The following is a 16,111-nucleotide window of genomic DNA, read 5'->3' as shown; positions in this document are numbered from 1 at the left end:
GGGAGCCGGTACAATGATCTGTTAGTTCACTGTCTATCTTTTTTTCAAGCCGTCATGAACGCTTCAACCCTGCCCGACGTAGAACAAGCCCGTTTCAACATGGTGGAGCAACAGATCCGCCCCTGGAATGTCCTGGACCCGCGCGTCCTGGATGCCCTGTTCGCCGTGCGCCGGGAACAGTTCGTGCCGCCGGCCCTGCGCGCCCTGGCCTTCTCCGACCTGGAGCTGCCGCTCGAAATCAACGCCGTGGACACCCGCCAGAACATGCTGGCGCCCAAGATGGAAGCCCGCCTGGCCCAGGAGCTGCAGCTGCAGCCCACGGACTGCGTGCTGGAAATCGGCACCGGCTCGGGCTACCAGGCCGCCCTGCTGGCCCATCTGGCCCAGCAGGTCACCACGGTGGAGATCGACAGCCGCCTGGTGGCCTTCGCGCAGCAGAACCTCCAGCTGAACAACATCACCGACGTCAAGATCGAAACCGGCGACGGCCGCAATGGCTGGGGCTCGACCGAATATGACGCCATCCTGGTCACCGGCTCGGTGCCCGTCGTGCCCGACGCGCTGAAGTACCAGCTGCGCGTGGGCGGCCGCCTGGTCGTGATCGTGGGCGAAGCCCCCGTCATGACGGCCTGTCGCATCACCCGCACCACCGCCGCCAGCTTCGAGACGGTGGAGCTCTTCGAAACCGTCATCAAACCCCTGCGCGGCACCGCCGTTTCGCACTTCAAATTCTGAACGAATGCGCGTCCGGTCCGTTGCGGCAGTACTGACTCTGTTCTGCGCCGCGGCAACCGGCGCTTGCGCGCACGCCCAGGACCTCATGCAGGTCTGGCGCGACGCCCTGGCCCATGATCCGGTCTATGCCGCGGCCCGTTCGGCCTACCGGGCCAATACCGAAAAACTGCCCCAGGCCCGGGCCGGACTGCTGCCCCTGGTCAGCGGCGAGACCGGCGGCGTCTACAACGAGGCACGCAGCACGCGCGGCCTGGCCTACGACAGCAGCGGCGGACGCGGCACCTGGGATCTCGTCCTGACCCAGCCCCTCTTCGACTGGGGCCGCTGGCAGCGTTTCGAGCAATCCAAGCTGGTCGTGGCCGACGCCGAGGTCCAGCTGCAGCAATCCCTGCAAGGGCTGCTGCTGCGGGTGGCCGATGCCTATTTCGGCATCCTGGGGGCCCAGGATGCGCTGACGGCCACCGAGGCCGAAAAGGCCGCCGTATCCGAACAGCTGGCGGCCGCCCAGCGCAAGTTCGAACTGGGCAATGCCACCATCACCGACACCTACGAAGCCCAGGCCCGCTATGACCTGATCCTGGCCGAGGAGCTGCGCCTGCAAAACGAGGTGCAGACCCAGCGCGACATCCTGGCCAAGATCATCGGCCAGCCGCCCGGCGCCCTGGCCGAGCTGCCCGCGGGCGTGGCGCTGCCCATGCCCCAGCCCGCCCGCCTGACCGACTGGTCCGACCAAGCCCAGGGCGCCTCGCTCGACGTGCTGCGCGCCCAGCTGCAGACCCGCATCGCCGGACGCGATATCGAAATCGCGCGCTCGGGCCACTATCCGACGCTCAATCTGCGCGCCTCCAGCGGCAGCGCCACCGACGGCGCGCTCAAGGGCACCGGCCCCGGCCGGCCCATCGAAAACACCGTCGGCGTGACCTTGTCCATCCCGCTTTACGCCGGCGGCGGTATCTCCTCCCAGGTAACAGAAAAAGTCCAACTGGAACAAAAAGCCCGCCAGGACTACGAGACCGCCAAGCGGGAAGCGCTGCGCGGCGCCCGGCAGTACTTCAATGGCGTGGTCACGGGCCTGGCGCGGGTGCGCGCGCTCGAAGCCGGGGAAACCTCCAGCCGGGCCGCGGTCCAGGCCAACCAGACCGGCTATGAGCTGGGGGTGCGCATCAACCTGGATGTGCTCAATGCCCAGCAGCAGCTCTACGCCACGCAGCGCGACCTGGCGCGGGCGCGCTACCAGACCCTGCTCGACGGCCTGCGCCTGAAAGCCACCAGCGGCGTCCTGGCCGAAACCGACCTGGACGCCATCAACCGGCTGCTGCGCCTGCCCCCGCCCTGAACGTCGCCTCAGGCGCCGCGAATCTTGCGCACCAGCGCCGTGGTCGAACGCTCGAACTGAAAGGGGATGGCCACGGCGCGGCCGCCCCAGCCGCGCACCAGCGCGGTCTCGGGCAGTTTTTCCATATCGTAGTCGCCGCCCTTGACGATGATGTCCGGACGCAATTCGGCGATCAGCGCTTCGGGCGTGTCTTCGTCAAACGCGGTCACCGCATCGACGCATTGCAGCGCGGCCAGCAGCGCCGCCCGGTCGGCCTCGGTGTTCAGCGGCCGCTCTTCTCCCTTGCCCAGGCGGCGCGCCGAAGCGTCGGTGTTCACGGCCACGATCAGGCAGGCGCCCAGGCGGGCCGCCTCGTCCAGATAGGTGGCATGCCCCCGGTGCAGGAGGTCGAACACCCCATTGGTGAACACCAGCGGACGCGGGAACTTCCCGGCGGCCACGGCGGCCGCCAGGTCTGCACGCGCATAGATCTTGGATTCGAAGCGGGCTTGGGACATGGCGGGATTGTAGCGGTTCCCGCCGCCCGGCCGTTCAGACCCCGACCAACACGCCTTCGGGTTCGCCGCGCACCGAGCGCGCCAGCCGGCCGGCCAGCTCCTTGCGGTAGCGGTTCAGGTCCTTGACGTTCTCGAAGGGGCTGTCCAGCAGCTTGGACAAGATGTGCAGGATGCGGCTGCTCACCTTGTTTTCCCATTGGCCGTCAAAGCGGATCTGGGTGTCCAGCCAGTGCTCCAGCCAGCCCGGCTCGGGCAGGCGCGACTGCACCGTGTCATTGGGGAACAAGGCCTTGTTCACGTGCAGATTGGTCGGATGCATGGCCTGGTTGCTGCGGCCGGCCGAGGCCATGAGCACGCCGATCTTGGCAAAGGCCTGGCGCGCATCGCCGCTGACCGCGTCGCCGCGGTCGTGCAGGGCGCGGCGCATGTATTGCAGATAGGCGCCGGCATGACGCGCCTCGTCCTGGGCGATGGTCTTGTAGATGGCGCGTATGACCGGCTCGGTGTGCCAGTCGGCGGCGCAGCGGTACCAGTGGTTCAGGCGGATCTCGCCGCAGAAGTGCAGCATCAGCGTCTCCAGCTCGGGAGCCGGATCGAACTCGAAGCGCACCTTGTGCAGTTCTTCCTCGGTGGGCATCAGGTCCGGACGGAAACGGCGCAGGTACTCCATCAGCACCAGCGAGTGTTTCTGTTCTTCGAAGAACCACACCGACATAAAGGCGCAGAAATCGCTGTCGCCGCGATTGTCGCGCAGGAACATTTCGGTGGCGGGCAGGGCCGCCCACTCGGTGATGGCATTCATCTTGATGGTGAAGGCCTGTTCCTCGGACAGCTTGCTGCGGTCGAAATCGTCCCAGGGAATGTCGGTCGCCATGTTCCAGCGCACGGCTTCCATGGTCTTGAAGAGTTCAGGATAAAGCATGAGTCGCCCTTTTTTGGATTTCCCGCTGAGAAGCTCAGGGTGTGGGAGAGACGCTCAAGTCCCGGTCTCCCCTGTTCCACAGGTTTATAGGAATGGTCTAGTTATCGCCCGCCAACACGAAGCTGTCGTGACAGCGCGATGACGAAGCTATGACAGTGCGAGGCTTACAACACTTGCACCGCCTTATCTCGTCAGCGCCCACAGCGCCACCGCGATCCCCACGGCGAGCACCGCGGTCAGCGCGGCCACCAGGCGATTGCCCTGCTCCTGCGCTTGGCGCAGGCGCTGCATCTCGGCCAGCATCTGGGGCGAGACATTGGGGCGGCTCAGATAGTCGTGCATCAGCCGGGGCATGGCCGGCAGCATCTGCGACCACTGCACCGCCTCCTTGGCCAGGCTGCGTTTCAGGCCGTCCCAACCCACCCGCTGGCGCATCCAGTGCTCCAGGTAGGGCTTGGCGGTCTTCCACAGGTCGAGGTTGGGGTCCAGCTGCCGCCCCAGGCCTTCGACATTGAGCAAGGTCTTCTGCAACAACACCAGCTGAGGCTGGATTTCGACATTGAAGCGCCGCGAGGTCTGGAACAGGCGCAGCAGCACCTGGCCCAGCGAGATCTCGGCCAGCGGCCGGTCGAAATAGGGTTCGCAGACGGCGCGCACCGCGCCTTCGAGTTCTTCTTCGCGCGTGTCGGGCGGCACCCAGCCCGATTCGATATGCAGTTGCGCCACGCGCCGGTAGTCACGGCGGAAGAAGGCCAGGAAATTCTGCGCCAGATAATTCTTGTCGAACTCCGACAACGACCCCACGATGCCGAAGTCCAGGGCGATATAGCGCCCCAGCGTGGCCGGGTTATCGGAGACGTAGATATTGCCCGGGTGCATGTCGGCATGGAAAAAGCCGTCCGTGAACACCTGGGTGAAGAAAATCTCCACGCCGCTGCGCGCCAGCGTCGGGATGTCGATGCCGGCGGCGCGCAGGCGGTCTATCTGGCCCACCGGCACGCCGTACATGCGTTCCATGGTGAAGACGGTGCTGGCCGTGAACTCCCAGATCACCTCGGGCACGATCAGGATGTCGCCGCGGCCCGACTCCGGGCTGAAATTGCGCCGCAGCTGGCTGCAATTCGAGGCCTCGCGCACCAGGTCCAGCTCATCGTGCAGATACTTGTCGAACTCGGCCACCACCTCGCGCGGCTTGAGCCGCCGGCCGTCCGGGCCCAGACGCTCGATGACGCGCGCCACGATGCGCAGCAGCGCCATGTCCTTCTCGATGACCTCGCGCATGCCGGGCCGCAAGACCTTGACCGCCACTTCGCGGCCATCATGCAGGACGGCGAAATGCACCTGGGCGATGGACGCCGAGGCCACCGGATCGGTCTCGAACTGCGCAAACAGCTGCGTGGGCGGCGCGCCCAGCGCCGCCTCGATGGAGGCGGCCGCCTGGGCCGAGGGGAAAGGCGGCACCCGGTCCTGCAGCAGCGCCAATTCGTTGGCGATGTCGGCGGGGATGAGATCGCGCCGCGTGGACAGCACCTGCCCGAATTTGACGAAGATGGGCCCCAGCGACTCCAGCGCCCGGCGCAGGCGCTCGCCGCGCGGGGCGCGCGGCCGCGTGCCCAGACGCATGACGCGCAGCAGGCAGGTCGCCAATGGGTGGTTCAGGCTGGACAGCACCAGCTCGTCCAGGCCATATCGCAGCGACACGACGATGATGCGCAGCAGGCGCAGGAAAGTCATCATGAACCCGCGCTCCCGGCCGCCAGGCCCGCCAGCCGGGCCTGCAGGGCGGCGACCGAGCGCGCCAGGCGCTGCGTCTCGCGCTCCAGATCGGCCTGATCCAGGCGCCATTGCTCCAGGGCTGGCCTGCCGGCCAGCATGCCGCTCTCTTCGGCCAGGTATTCGGCGGCGTTGCCCGCCAGCCGGCCCGCGGCCTGCCGCGAGCCTTGCAGCACGGCTTTCGCGCCCGACATCAGGCGCATGGCCGGGATATCGCCCACCACGCGGGCCAGATCGTCCTCGGCATCCCAACGCAGGTCGCGCGCCAGATCGGCCACCACCTGCGCCAGGGCGGCATCGCCTGAAATATGCGTGACGTCGGCGAAGTCCGGCCGGGGCGAACCGGGCAGCAGGCGCAGCAGGCTGAAACGCTCGGGCACGGCCGACAGCGTCACATCGGGCACGATGGCCGCATCGGCCTCCTGCAGGCGTCCCTCGCTGTCTATGGTCAGGGCCGCGCCGAAGCCGCCCAGCGCGAAACGCAGGGTCTTGCCGCTATGGCGGACCAGGCGTTCGCGCGCCCAGGCCTCGCGGTCAAGCAAGGTGTTCAGGACGCGCAGGGCGACACGCGCGGGAGTGGGCAGGACGGGAAATGGCAGCATCTAGGACAAAAAGACGGACGCACCCGCTGGGCGAGCATTCCGGGAGTTTACCGTTTTAAGGCGCGGCCGGCCCGGACGGCCTAGCGGCTGGCCTGCGCCATCAGGGCATCCAGCGCGCGCAGGCGATGCGCCGCTTCGTCCGGGCCCACGCCCGGATCCACCGGAAAGGCCAGGCTGGTCAGGCCCAGTTCGCGGGCCACCGGCAGCGGCGCGGGCGGCGCGAGACCCGCGCGGCGAAACGCCGCCTCGCGGTAGATCTCGGGGCAGGAGCCCTGGAAGGCCCTCACCCCGCGCGCCTGCAAGGCCGCCAGCAGCGCGTCGCGCGTCCAGCCGGCACGCAGGGCCTGCGGGCGCACAAAGAGATAGCAGCGGTAATAGGCGTGGCCGATATGGGCCGGCGGGCGCGGCACGCGCAAGGCTGGATAGCGCGCCGCGGCATCCATCAAGGCCTGCGCCCGCTCGCGCCGCGCGGCCACCCAGCCGGCGCACTTGCCCAGCTGGATGCGGCCGATGGCGGCCTGCATCGCCGTCATCCTGGCATTGCCGCCGAAATCCTCATGCACCCATTGAAAGCCGGGGCCGGCGCCGCGCGGCCTGCCGGGCTGCTTGCCGTGGTCTTTCAGGCTCCAGACGCGACGCCAGACCGTCTCGGAAGCGGTGGTGACCATGCCGCCCTCCCCGCCGGTGGACAGGATCTTGTCCTGGCAGAACGACCAGGCCGCGGCATCGCCCAGGCTGCCGGCCGGCCGGCCCCGATAGCTCGCGCCATGGGCTTGCGCGCAGTCTTCCACGGTCTTGATGCCATGCTCGCGCGCCCAGGCCAGGATGCCGTCCATCTCGCACATCCAGCCGGCCAGGTGGACCAGCACCACGGCCCGCGTGCGCGGCGTGCGGGCCGCCTCCAGGGTCTGCGCCGTGACGTTCTGGCTGTCGGCATCCACGTCGGCGAAGATCGGACGGGCGCCAAGTGCCACGATGGCGCTGGCCGAAGCCACGAAAGAACGGGCCGTCACCAGCACATCGTCGCCCGCGCCTATCCCCAGGCCCTTGAGGGCCAGCTCCAGCGCCACCGTGCCATTGGCCAGCGCGACCGCGTATGGCAGCCCCAGGTGGGCGGCATAGGCCTGCTCGAAGGCCGCCACGTCCGGCCCGGACCAGGCATTGCCCTGCGCGCGCGACAGCACATCCGCCACCGCCGCGATCTCGTCCGCGGCATAAACCGGCCAGCTCATGACTTGCCTCCGTCCGATCCTCTGAATTCCTCTCCCGTCGGCTGGCCAGGCGAACCGATGCCCGCCCCGCCAAGGACGATCCCCAGCGTCCGCCACAGGATGAGCAGATCCAGCCGCCAGCTGGCGTGGTCCACGTACCAGACATCCAGCCGCAGGCGCGCCGGCCAATCCAGCGCATTGCGCCCATGGACCTGCGCCCATCCCGTCATGCCGGGCCGCAGCAGGTGCCGGCGGGCCTGCTCGGGGCTGTAGCGCGGCAGATAGTCCAGCAGCAAGGGCCGCGGGCCAATGAAGTTCATCTCGCCGCGGACCACGTTCCACAAACCAGGCAGCTCGTCCAGGCTGCTGCGCCGCAGCCAGCGCCCCAGGCGTGTCAACCGCGCCGCGTCCGGCTCGCCATCGAAGCGCGGCGCCCGCATGCTGCGGAACTTGTACAGCGGGAAAGGCGCGCCCATCAGGCCGGCGCGCCACTGCCGGAACAGGACTGGCCGGCCCTGCGTCAGGACCAGCGCCAGGGCCAGCAGCGCCAGCAAGGGCGCCAGCAGGATGAGCAGGGCCAGCGCCAGGGCGCGCCGCGCCAGACCGCTAACGCAGGACACGGATCTCGTCCCCCACCAGGGAATCGCGGATGACGCCGGGTTCGACGTCCTGCCGTATGGCCAGCGTGTCATAGACCACCACGCCCCGCCCGAGCTTGACCGCGGTCGTCTCTCCCCGGTAGCCGTGCACGCCGCCCACCACGCAGCCGTCGGCCAGGTAGCTGCCGCTGCCGACCTCGCTGCCGCGCTTGACCACGCAATGCGCGCCGATGAAGCAGTGATTGCCGATGCTGACGCCGTCCTCGATGACGGCGCCCGGGCCGATGATGGTGTTAAAGCCGATCACCGCGCCCGCATCGACCACGCAATGGGGGTAGAGCACGGCGCCGCTGCCGATGCGCGCATCGTCGCTCACCAGCGCCCCGTCCAGCACCGCGCTGCCCAGGGATACGCCCAGCGCCTTCAGGCGCGTGAAGAGCGCGGTGCGCGGCGAATTGGAAAACATGCCGTCGCCAAACAGCAGGCCCTCCCCATCCGGGCACTCCAGCTCGGCGATGGCGGCCGGGTCGGGTCCGAGATTCGGCAGGCAATCCAGGGTCCGCACGGACGCCTCCGGGAACCGGGCGATGTAGCGACGGACCAGCCCGGGAAGATAGGGTTGCGCAAGAATGATCTGCATGAAGGTCAACGGTGGTCAGCTTGGGACTCTTGATAGACGACTTCGCCCATGTAGCGCATGAACTGCATGATTGGGGTTTCGTAGTCGCCCTGCGTGAAACGGAAACGGCGCTGCGACATCGCGGCCAGGTTCTGCTGCACGCGCCGCAGGATGATGCTGTCTTCATCGATGACGTGGCGCTCCGAACGCGCGATCGAGGTCAGCAGCGGCTGGGCATCGAAGCGCCGCAGCATCTGCGGCATCGCGATGCTCAGCCGGTAGTCGAAGGTCGTGGCGCTCGTCGGCAGATACTGCTGCATGGCGTAATAGCGCCCGCCCACCGAATAAAGATTCGTATTGGGAAACAGCAGCATGTCCACGAAGCGGTCTTGCGGCAGGGAACGCCGCAGCAGGCCGTCATACCAATAGCTGCCCTCGTCGAACTCGGGCATCCAGACAAAACTCAGCTCACGCAGGGCCGGCGGGGGCGTTTCATCGCGGGCGTAGTCCTCGTCCGCGGTCGGGTGCAAACGCACCATGCGATCCTGGTTGAAGGTCTCGACGGCCGCCGGCAGCACCGACGAGAAGCTATCGGCGTGCACGAAGAAAGGATGCAGCGTATCGCGCACATTCTCGGCGTTGAGCTTCCAGTTGTAATCGCACTTGAAACCCAGCTGGATCATGGTCGAGGTCTGCCCCATGCGCTCGAACCATGCGATGAGTTCCGGGCTGAACTGTTCCTCGAAGGGCAATGGCCGCTCGTCGAGATTGACGAAGATCAGCGGCCCGACGCAATGCACCGCCAGCGGCTTGAGGCGGCGGCCGCAGGAGCGGTCCCTCAGGGCGGCGTCGTTCTCGAACTGCGCGCCCATGGGCACGCCGGTCAGGTCGCGGCCTTCGCGGAAGGCCCAGCCATGGTATTTGCAGACCGGGCGCGTATTGCCCATCTCGGCGGTGGCGATGACCCCGCCGCGATGCGGGCAGGCATCCACATAGGCCACGATCTCATCGCCCAGCCGATGCACCAGCACGCGCTGGCCATGAATCATCAGGACGAAATAATCGCCGTTGTTGCGGATGGCGGAACTGAAGCCCGCGGCCAGCCAGAGCTTCTCGAACACGCGGACCCGCTCATACTCGGCATACTCCGGGCTGACATACCACTCCGGCTTGAAGACGGCCTGTTTCATGCCAGGGCCGCCATGCTCATGCCGCCAACCCGGCGCGGCCGGCGCCGCCAGCCATCACGGCCTTGGACAGCATTACGGCGCACCACTCGACTCGACTCGACTCGACTCGACTCGACTCGACTCGACTCGACTCGACTCGAATATATATTGTCTGCCATGTACCTCATGAAATCCATCAGCGGCCTCTCATAGTCACCCTGGGAAAATCGGAAATCCTGGCCAGCCAGGGCCGCCAGATTGCCCTGCACTTTCTTCAATATGACCGAGTCTTCATCGATGACGCAGCGCTCCGAACGGGCGATGGAGATGAGCAGCGCGCTGGCGTCGAAGGCGCGCAGCATGCGCGGCATGGCCAGTGTCAGTCGATAGTGGAAATCGGATGGGCCGGTCGGCAGGTATTGCTGCATGCCGTAGTAGCGGCCGGCCACGGAATACAGATTGGTGTTCGGAAACAGGACGATCTGGAGAAAGCTCTCGCGCGGCATGCAGCGGTCCACCAGCGCGTCATACCAGTACTGCCCCTCGTCGATATGGCTGTCCGTGATGAGAGACAGCGCCCGCAAGTCCGGGGTCTTCTCGGCGCCGAAGCTCCCATACCGCCGCAAGGGCGTTTCCTGCACACGCAGGACGCGATCCTGCTTGAGCACGTTCAGGGCGTCGGGCATCACGCCGGAGAAAGACGTGGGATGCACGAACAGCACATGCAGCGCGTCGCGGATGTTTTCGGCGTTGAGCTTCCAGTTGTAGTCGCCCCTGAAATCCGTCTGGATGGACGTCGACGTCGTGCCCATGCGCCGTATCCAGCCTAGGATCTCCTCGCTGAACTGGGCCTCCAGCGGCAAGGGGTTCTCGCTGAGATTGATAAAAATGACGGGCCCGACCACCTGGATCGCCACCCGCCTGAGCGCGCGCCCGCAGGACTTGTCGCGCCAAGCCTCGTCGGCCTCGAAATCGCTCGCCATGGGGATCCCGGTCAGCGCCGCCCCGTTGCGAAAGGCCCAGCCGTGATACTTGCAGACCGGGCGCGTATTGCCGCGCTTGCCCGTGGCGACCACGCCGCCACGGTGAGGACACACGTTAAGGTAAGCGACCAGTTCCTCGCCCAGGCGATGGACCACGATTTCCCGGCCATAGACCGCGAGCGTGAAATAGTCCCCGCTTTTCTTCAGGGTGGAGGTAAAGCCGGCGGTCAGCCAGAGCTTCTCGAACACATGCTCGCGCTCCAGTTCGGCATAGCGCGCATCGCAATACCACTGCGGTTGGAATACGGCTTCCTTCATCCCACCCTCCTTGCCGGATTGCCCAGCATCACCGCTTCGGCCGGGACGTCCCGGATCACGATGGCGCCCATGCCGATCTCCGCGCCCCGGCCCACGACCACCCCGCGGCCGATGCAGGCCCGGGGGTGAATGACGACATCGTCCTGGATCACGCACTCGCCGCCGATGAAGACGCCCTCGCCGATATGGCAGTAGTCGCCGATGCTCGAATCGTGTCCCATGACCACATCCGCGGCGATATGGACATGGTCGCCCACCCGGCAATCCGGCGAGATCCTCACCCCGTCAAGCGCGCAGGACCGGCCGAACTCGCTGCGGCCGCCCAGCATTCGGGGCGGCAACGAAAGCATCCGGCCGCCGCGCGCCAGGATGCCGGCGGCCAGCCGGCGCTTGAGCTGGGGGCTGCCGACCGCGCACAGGAATTCCCGCTCTTCGTCCAGCGCCACGTTGTCCGGCGTGCCCAATATCGGCAAGCCGGCGACGGTCTGGCCCTGCATGGCCTCGCGGCTGTCGACAAAGCCCACGACCCGCCATCCCAGCCAGGCCTGCAGTTCCCTGGCCAGCCCTCCCGCGCCCAGCAGGCAGATGCGTGGCGTCATACTTCGACCACCCCGCCGGTCATCAGCGTGTCCCAGCCGGTGAACATGCGCGCCTCGTCGGACAGCAGAAAGAGCACCAGCGCGGCCACATCCTCGGGCGCGGCCACACCCATGGGATAGCGTTCGCGCGCCATCTCATCCAGGCTGAAGACATCGCCGCTGGCCGTCATCTTGGTGCGCACCATGGCGGGCGAAACGGCATTGACCCGGATTTCGCGGCGTTGCAGCTCCAGGGCGATATTGCGCACCGCCGCCGACAGCGCAGCCTTGGACATCGCATAGGGCGCCACGCCCTCCGTGGCCGTGTGCGCGCTGATGGAGGACAAGACCACCACGGAGGCGCCGGCCTTGAGCTTGCGCGCCCGCAGCAAACCCGTCAGCACGGCGATGAAACTGGCCACATTGATCTCCATGACGCGGCGCACGGCATCGCGGCCCAGCATATGGGCCGGCACGAGCAGCGCGTGGCCGATGCAGAACACCATGCCGTCCAGCGGATGCTCCAGCTCGCGCAGGCAGCGCTTGAGATCTTCGTCATTGAGCAGGTCGGCCACCGCCACGGCGGGATCGTCCTGCGGCTGCCGGGCCACGCCTTGCACCTTGGCCCCAAGGGCCCGGGCATGCCGGGCCGCCGCCTTGCCGATATCGGAGCCAGCGCCCACCACCCACAGGCGCTTGCCCTCCAGGGACATGAAAGGCGCGGCGCTCATGACAGAGGCACCTTGCGCAAACCCCGGCCCTGGTCGGCCACCATGAGGCTGCCGGTCATCCAGCGCGAGGCATCACTGAGCAGAAAGAGCACCGGTCCCGACTCCAGGTCGGCGCCGGCCAGGAAATTGACCCGCACGCCGGCCTGCAGCAGCTCGCGCCGGCCGTGAAAGAAGGCCTGCTGCAAGGCGGCCGACGCCGCCGCGGCGGCCAGGTCGCCTGCCGCCTCATCGGCCAGACAAAAGACCAGCGACGCGCCGGCCGCCAGGCCGCCGCCAGCGAGCAAGCCCCTGACCAGCCGCAAGGGCGCCAGGAAACCGCGCGCCATGGCGTCCTCCCACTCGGCCGCGTCGCCGTCCAACAGGCCCATCGGCCCGCCTGACGCCGCGGCGATCACGGCGCCATGCAGCCTCATGCCGCCCAAGCCGCGCGCCAGCTCGGCGGCGTCCGGCTGGGCGCGCGCGCCGATGCGGCAGGCCTCCAGCTCGGGCGCCAAGGCATCGGCGCTGGCGATGTGCATCACCGCGCCCAGGCCCAGCAGCCGGCGCGCGGCCTGCATTGCCGGACTGGCGGCGCCGCCCAACGCCAGATAGCGGCGCTCACGAAATCCGAGTCGGCTGGAAATCATAGCGATGCTCAAGAACGAAGGGCGCGGGCGCATAGAAGGGCTCGGTCTGCAGAGACAGCGTGCCCCAGCTCAAGCCGATGCCGAAACCGCACCACAGCCAGCGCAGGCTGCGCTCCTGGGCGGCGGCGCTCAACTGGCTGGATATCGTCACCGGAATGCTGGCCGAACTCGTGTTGCCGTATTGCTCCAGCGAGGATGGCCATTGCGCCGGCGACCCGCCGACCTTCTGGCGTATGGTGTTGTTGATCATGCGATTGGCCTGGTGCATGACGAAGTAATCGACATCGGCCACCTCCGAGCCAAGATGATCCAGCATGCGTCGTATCGCCTGGGGCGCGCGCAAGGTCGAGAAACTGAGGATGGCCGGACCGTCCAGCCAGACATCGTCGGGGCGGCGCTGCACGCCGTCGGCGCATAGCCGGGGCCGGCGGCTGTCTTCGCCGGGCGGATAGCGCTTGCCGCCATGCGGGATGATGATGGCCTCATAGCCCGAGCCATCGGAAAACCCCTCGAAATAAAGCGGTTTCGCCTGGGGGTCGAACTCCAGCGCGGTCGCGGTGCAGGCATCGCCAAATAGAATGTCGCGCCCGTTGTCCAGGCCGTCGTTGGACGCCGCCTGGTCGCCCACCAGCACCAGTACGCGGCGAAAGCGATGTTCGCCCACCAGTGCGGCGGCATTGAAAATTCCGTAGGTATAGCCGGAGCAGCCCAGGTTGATATCGAAGGCGGCGGTGGTCTCTGGCAGGCCCAGTCTGTCTTGCAGAATGATGGCGGTCGCCGGAATCAGGAACTCGGGCGACTGGGTGACCAGGATGAGGGCATCGATGGACGCCTTGTCCCAGCCCAGTCCCGCGATCAGTTTTTCGGCCGCATGCTGCGCCAGGTCGGAGAAGATCATTCCTTCGTCGCAATACGGTCGCCAGCGTACGCCGACATTCCTGACCAGGCGCTCGCGCTGCGCCAACTGCTCCTGCGGCACCGCCAGGTTGTCCAGGCGCCCGCCCGGAACCACGGTCGTGATGCCGCGCAAGGCCACATGATCCAGACGCACGACAGCCATCAAGCCGCTCCTTGAGCATAGGCATGCAGCGCCCCGACGGTGCCGAGCGTGAAGACCTTGTCCGCCGTCACCGGCCGGCCGTACTCGGCCTCCATCATGATGATGACGCCCAGCATGGCCAGGGAATCGAAGTCGGCCATTTCGTCGAAACGGCTCTGCCCCGTCACGCGCACGTCTTCGACAAAATCGCAGGCCGTCAAGAACGACTCGATAAATTCTTCCAGACTGGTGTTTTTCATTGTCTTCCTCGAAATAACTACAACGATGACGGTGCGACTTCCTGCAGGCAGCCACGATCCAGCACGAACACGCGATTGCAGTAGCGGCGCAGCAGCTGGCGGTCATGGGAGGCCAGCACCGTGATGTGCGTGCGATCCATCATCTGCTGCAAGCGCCGCAGGCTTCTCTCCTGGAATTCGGCATCCCCGGTCGAGAACCATTCATCCAGCAGCAGGATCTCCGGCGTCACGGCGGTCGCCACGGCGAAGAGCAGGCGCATGCGCATCCCGCTGGAATACGCCCCCACCGGCACATCGCGCCATTCGTCCAGGCCGCTGAAGGCCAGGACGTCGGGCGCGATGCCACGGCATTGCGCCACCGACAGGCCCATGATGAGTCCCAGGTTCAGGACGTTCTCGCGTCCGCTCAACTCGGGATCCAGCCCGGCCTCGATATCGAAGAGCATCGCGGCCTGGCCATGGACCACGATCCGGCCGCGCTGGGGCGCGTAGACGCCGGCCATGGCCCGCAGCAGCGTGCTCTTGCCCGCGCCGTTGTGGCCATAGAGGCCGACCCGGTCGCCCATGCCGATCTCCAGATCGACATCGCGCAGGGCCGTGATGCTGCGCACCTGTCCGCCCCGTCCGCGCAACAGGCCCAGCGACAGCCATTTGGCGATCTGGTTGCGCAGAAAAGAGGCCTGGAGATCGAACAGCGGATAGGTGAGCGACACGCCCTCGAACCGGATAAGCGCCATGTCAGATCCAGAACAAGATGCGGCGCGGATTGCGCCAATAGATCGCGGCGCAGACAAGCGACATGGCCGCCAGGATGACCAACGCGCCCTCGTAGACCCAGCCGGGCGGATGCAAGGGGCCGCCCAGCGTGGACAACAGGGGCACGCGCACCAACTCGATGAGGTAGGAAACCGGGTTGAACCATATATAGTGACTCACCAGGCTTTCCGGCCGGAACAGCACGGGGCTGACAAAAAACAGCAGCGGCAAGCTGACTTCGATGGCATAGCGCACATCGCGGTAGCGCGCCCCCAGGGCGGCCAGCGCCAGGCTGAGCAGGGCACAGATCATCACCACCAGCGCAAGGCCGGGCAGGAACCAGGCCAGCCCCAGGGTCGGGCGGGCGCCATAGAAGACCAGCACGGCGGCGACCAGCAGAAGGTTGTGCGCCAGGTTGATCAGTTGATAGCCCTGCAAGCGCGCGACGAAAAACCACACCGGCACACGCAGATTACGCATGACGGCGGCGTTCTGCGTGTAGGCCGTGACCGCCAGGCTCAGACAGCCCGAGACGTATTGCCAGAACACCAGGCCGACTGTCAGGGAGGGCACGAACTCGGCGCGGTTCACGCGCAGCAACTGCGCCCATACGGCGCTGAAACCGACAATGGCAACGGTATTGCCCAGCGTCAGCCAGAGGGGCCCGAGGACGCTTTTGCGATAGCGCGTACGCACATCGACCCAACTCAAATGCAGGGCGTTGCACATATAGCGTAGACACCTCTTGCCCCTCGGCTTCACTCACAGACCTCCACGAATCGCCTGGTTGCAGGCGGCGATCAATACGAACGCAGAGTCTATAGACGAGGACACACAGCGTCTGTCGGCCGTCCGCACGGCGCCCGGAGCCGATTTCCTTTGCACTCCCCGATCAAGGCCTCACCGGGTTGAAAGAAAGTTCCGGACAGGCCTGCCGGAGGCCCCGGATGGCGTTGCCTACGCTGGCATCGATCGCGATGCCTGGCCATGCCGCCGCGCGCGCTCACACGCGCAGCATTACAGGCGAGGAGAAGCGCCTCGATGCAGCCATCGAGTGTCGTCTTTCTTCATGGAAAGCCACCTCAGAGAGAACAGCCGCGCGCTGCCTGGCCACGCTGGCCGCGGCCGCAAAGCGGAGGCCGCGCGGCGCGCATGGTTGGGGGTGTGGGGAAAGATGGGAATGGGCGGGCGCCCGCCGGTGGAATGGCGCCGCGCCGCCGGCGCGGCCGGCGGAGAAAAGCGAGTGAAACGGACGGCGCGCCCGTCAGGCAGCGGGTTGACCGCGGCGGGCGCGGACGCAAGTGTCCTGTCCTGTCCTGTCCTGTCCTGTCCTGTCCTGTCCTGTCCTGTCCTGTCC

18 protein-coding genes are annotated in these 16,111 nt (G+C 66.9%); 2 read left to right on the top strand and 16 right to left on the bottom strand.

All coding sequences use genetic code 11. From position 1 onward, the window contains the following. Window positions 1–54: 54 nt before the first annotated feature. Both L540_RS09355 and L540_RS09350 read left to right on the top strand, forming a co-directional pair. Complete coding sequence (locus L540_RS09355) at window positions 55–735, top strand: protein-L-isoaspartate O-methyltransferase family protein (RefSeq protein WP_043210031.1); 681 nt, start codon at window positions 55–57, stop codon at window positions 733–735. Window positions 736–739: 4 nt separating this feature from the next. Further along, window positions 740–2,071 (top strand): TolC family outer membrane protein, encoded by a 1,332-nt coding sequence (locus L540_RS09350; RefSeq protein ID WP_043210033.1) that lies wholly within the window; start codon window positions 740–742, stop codon window positions 2,069–2,071. Between the two features lie 8 nt (window positions 2,072–2,079). Here L540_RS09350 and rfaE2 read toward each other — a convergent pair whose 3' ends face one another. The 16 genes from rfaE2 to L540_RS09270 form a co-directional block, all read right to left on the bottom strand. Further along, window positions 2,080–2,568 carry a D-glycero-beta-D-manno-heptose 1-phosphate adenylyltransferase gene (gene rfaE2, locus L540_RS09345; RefSeq protein ID WP_043210036.1) on the bottom strand — a complete coding sequence of 163 codons (489 nt, stop codon included), beginning with the start codon at window positions 2,566–2,568 and terminating at the stop codon, window positions 2,080–2,082. Window positions 2,569–2,602: 34 nt separating this feature from the next. Continuing rightward, entirely contained in the window at window positions 2,603–3,490 is an 888-nt protein-coding gene (locus tag L540_RS09340) for a ferritin-like domain-containing protein (RefSeq protein ID WP_043210038.1), read from the bottom strand. A 183-nt stretch (window positions 3,491–3,673) separates the two neighbouring features. Then, the gene (gene ubiB / locus L540_RS09335) at window positions 3,674–5,227 is read right to left on the bottom strand and encodes a ubiquinone biosynthesis regulatory protein kinase UbiB (RefSeq protein WP_043210040.1); all 1,554 of its coding nucleotides are present in this window, start codon (window positions 5,225–5,227) and stop codon (window positions 3,674–3,676) included. Continuing rightward, window positions 5,224–5,865, bottom strand: a complete 642-nt coding sequence (locus L540_RS09330; RefSeq protein WP_043210042.1) for a ubiquinone biosynthesis accessory factor UbiJ — start codon at window positions 5,863–5,865, stop codon at window positions 5,224–5,226. Before L540_RS09330 ends, ubiB begins: the two co-directional genes overlap by 4 nt. A gap of 80 nt (window positions 5,866–5,945) precedes the next feature. Further along, entirely contained in the window at window positions 5,946–7,097 is a 1,152-nt protein-coding gene (locus L540_RS09325) for a DegT/DnrJ/EryC1/StrS family aminotransferase (protein ID WP_043210044.1), read from the bottom strand. After that, window positions 7,094–7,696: a sugar transferase gene (locus L540_RS09320; RefSeq protein ID WP_082149597.1), complete on the bottom strand. Its 603-nt coding sequence runs from the start codon at window positions 7,694–7,696 to the stop codon at window positions 7,094–7,096. The genes L540_RS09325 and L540_RS09320 overlap by 4 nt, the downstream gene beginning before the upstream one ends. Beyond that, window positions 7,683–8,315 (bottom strand): acyltransferase, encoded by a 633-nt coding sequence (locus L540_RS09315; protein ID WP_043211019.1) that lies wholly within the window; start codon window positions 8,313–8,315, stop codon window positions 7,683–7,685. The genes L540_RS09320 and L540_RS09315 overlap by 14 nt, the downstream gene beginning before the upstream one ends. Window positions 8,316–8,320: 5 nt before the next feature. After that, window positions 8,321–9,484, bottom strand: a complete 1,164-nt coding sequence (locus L540_RS09310) for an aromatic ring-hydroxylating oxygenase subunit alpha (protein ID WP_043210045.1) — start codon at window positions 9,482–9,484, stop codon at window positions 8,321–8,323. Beyond that, window positions 9,481–10,764 carry an aromatic ring-hydroxylating oxygenase subunit alpha gene (locus tag L540_RS09305; protein WP_082149596.1) on the bottom strand — a complete coding sequence of 428 codons (1,284 nt, stop codon included), beginning with the start codon at window positions 10,762–10,764 and terminating at the stop codon, window positions 9,481–9,483. Before L540_RS09305 ends, L540_RS09310 begins: the two co-directional genes overlap by 4 nt. Further along, window positions 10,761–11,363 carry a PglD-related sugar-binding protein gene (locus tag L540_RS09300; protein WP_043210047.1) on the bottom strand — a complete coding sequence of 201 codons (603 nt, stop codon included), beginning with the start codon at window positions 11,361–11,363 and terminating at the stop codon, window positions 10,761–10,763. Before L540_RS09300 ends, L540_RS09305 begins: the two co-directional genes overlap by 4 nt. Next, window positions 11,360–12,073, bottom strand: a complete 714-nt coding sequence (locus tag L540_RS09295) for an SDR family NAD(P)-dependent oxidoreductase (protein ID WP_043210049.1) — start codon at window positions 12,071–12,073, stop codon at window positions 11,360–11,362. Before L540_RS09295 ends, L540_RS09300 begins: the two co-directional genes overlap by 4 nt. After that, the gene (locus tag L540_RS09290; RefSeq protein ID WP_043210051.1) at window positions 12,070–12,699 is read right to left on the bottom strand and encodes a hypothetical protein; all 630 of its coding nucleotides are present in this window, start codon (window positions 12,697–12,699) and stop codon (window positions 12,070–12,072) included. The genes L540_RS09295 and L540_RS09290 overlap by 4 nt, the downstream gene beginning before the upstream one ends. Further along, entirely contained in the window at window positions 12,671–13,759 is a 1,089-nt protein-coding gene (locus L540_RS09285) for a ketoacyl-ACP synthase III (RefSeq protein ID WP_043210052.1), read from the bottom strand. The genes L540_RS09290 and L540_RS09285 overlap by 29 nt, the downstream gene beginning before the upstream one ends. Then, the gene (locus L540_RS09280; protein ID WP_043210054.1) at window positions 13,759–13,998 is read right to left on the bottom strand and encodes an acyl carrier protein; all 240 of its coding nucleotides are present in this window, start codon (window positions 13,996–13,998) and stop codon (window positions 13,759–13,761) included. The genes L540_RS09285 and L540_RS09280 overlap by 1 nt, the downstream gene beginning before the upstream one ends. Window positions 13,999–14,015: 17 nt before the next feature. Beyond that, window positions 14,016–14,735, bottom strand: coding sequence for an ABC transporter ATP-binding protein (locus L540_RS09275; protein WP_043210056.1), 720 nt, complete (start codon window positions 14,733–14,735; stop codon window positions 14,016–14,018). A 1-nt stretch (window position 14,736) separates the two neighbouring features. Continuing rightward, window positions 14,737–15,483: an ABC transporter permease gene (locus L540_RS09270; RefSeq protein ID WP_231584768.1), complete on the bottom strand. Its 747-nt coding sequence runs from the start codon at window positions 15,481–15,483 to the stop codon at window positions 14,737–14,739. Window positions 15,484–16,111 lie beyond the last annotated feature (628 nt).

The organism is Bordetella pseudohinzii (assembly GCF_000657795.2).
Classification (GTDB): Bacteria; Pseudomonadota; Gammaproteobacteria; order Burkholderiales; family Burkholderiaceae_B; genus Bordetella; species Bordetella pseudohinzii.
Note: the sequence above shows the minus strand (reverse complement) of the source record. Positions and strands in the feature narration are given on the sequence as shown.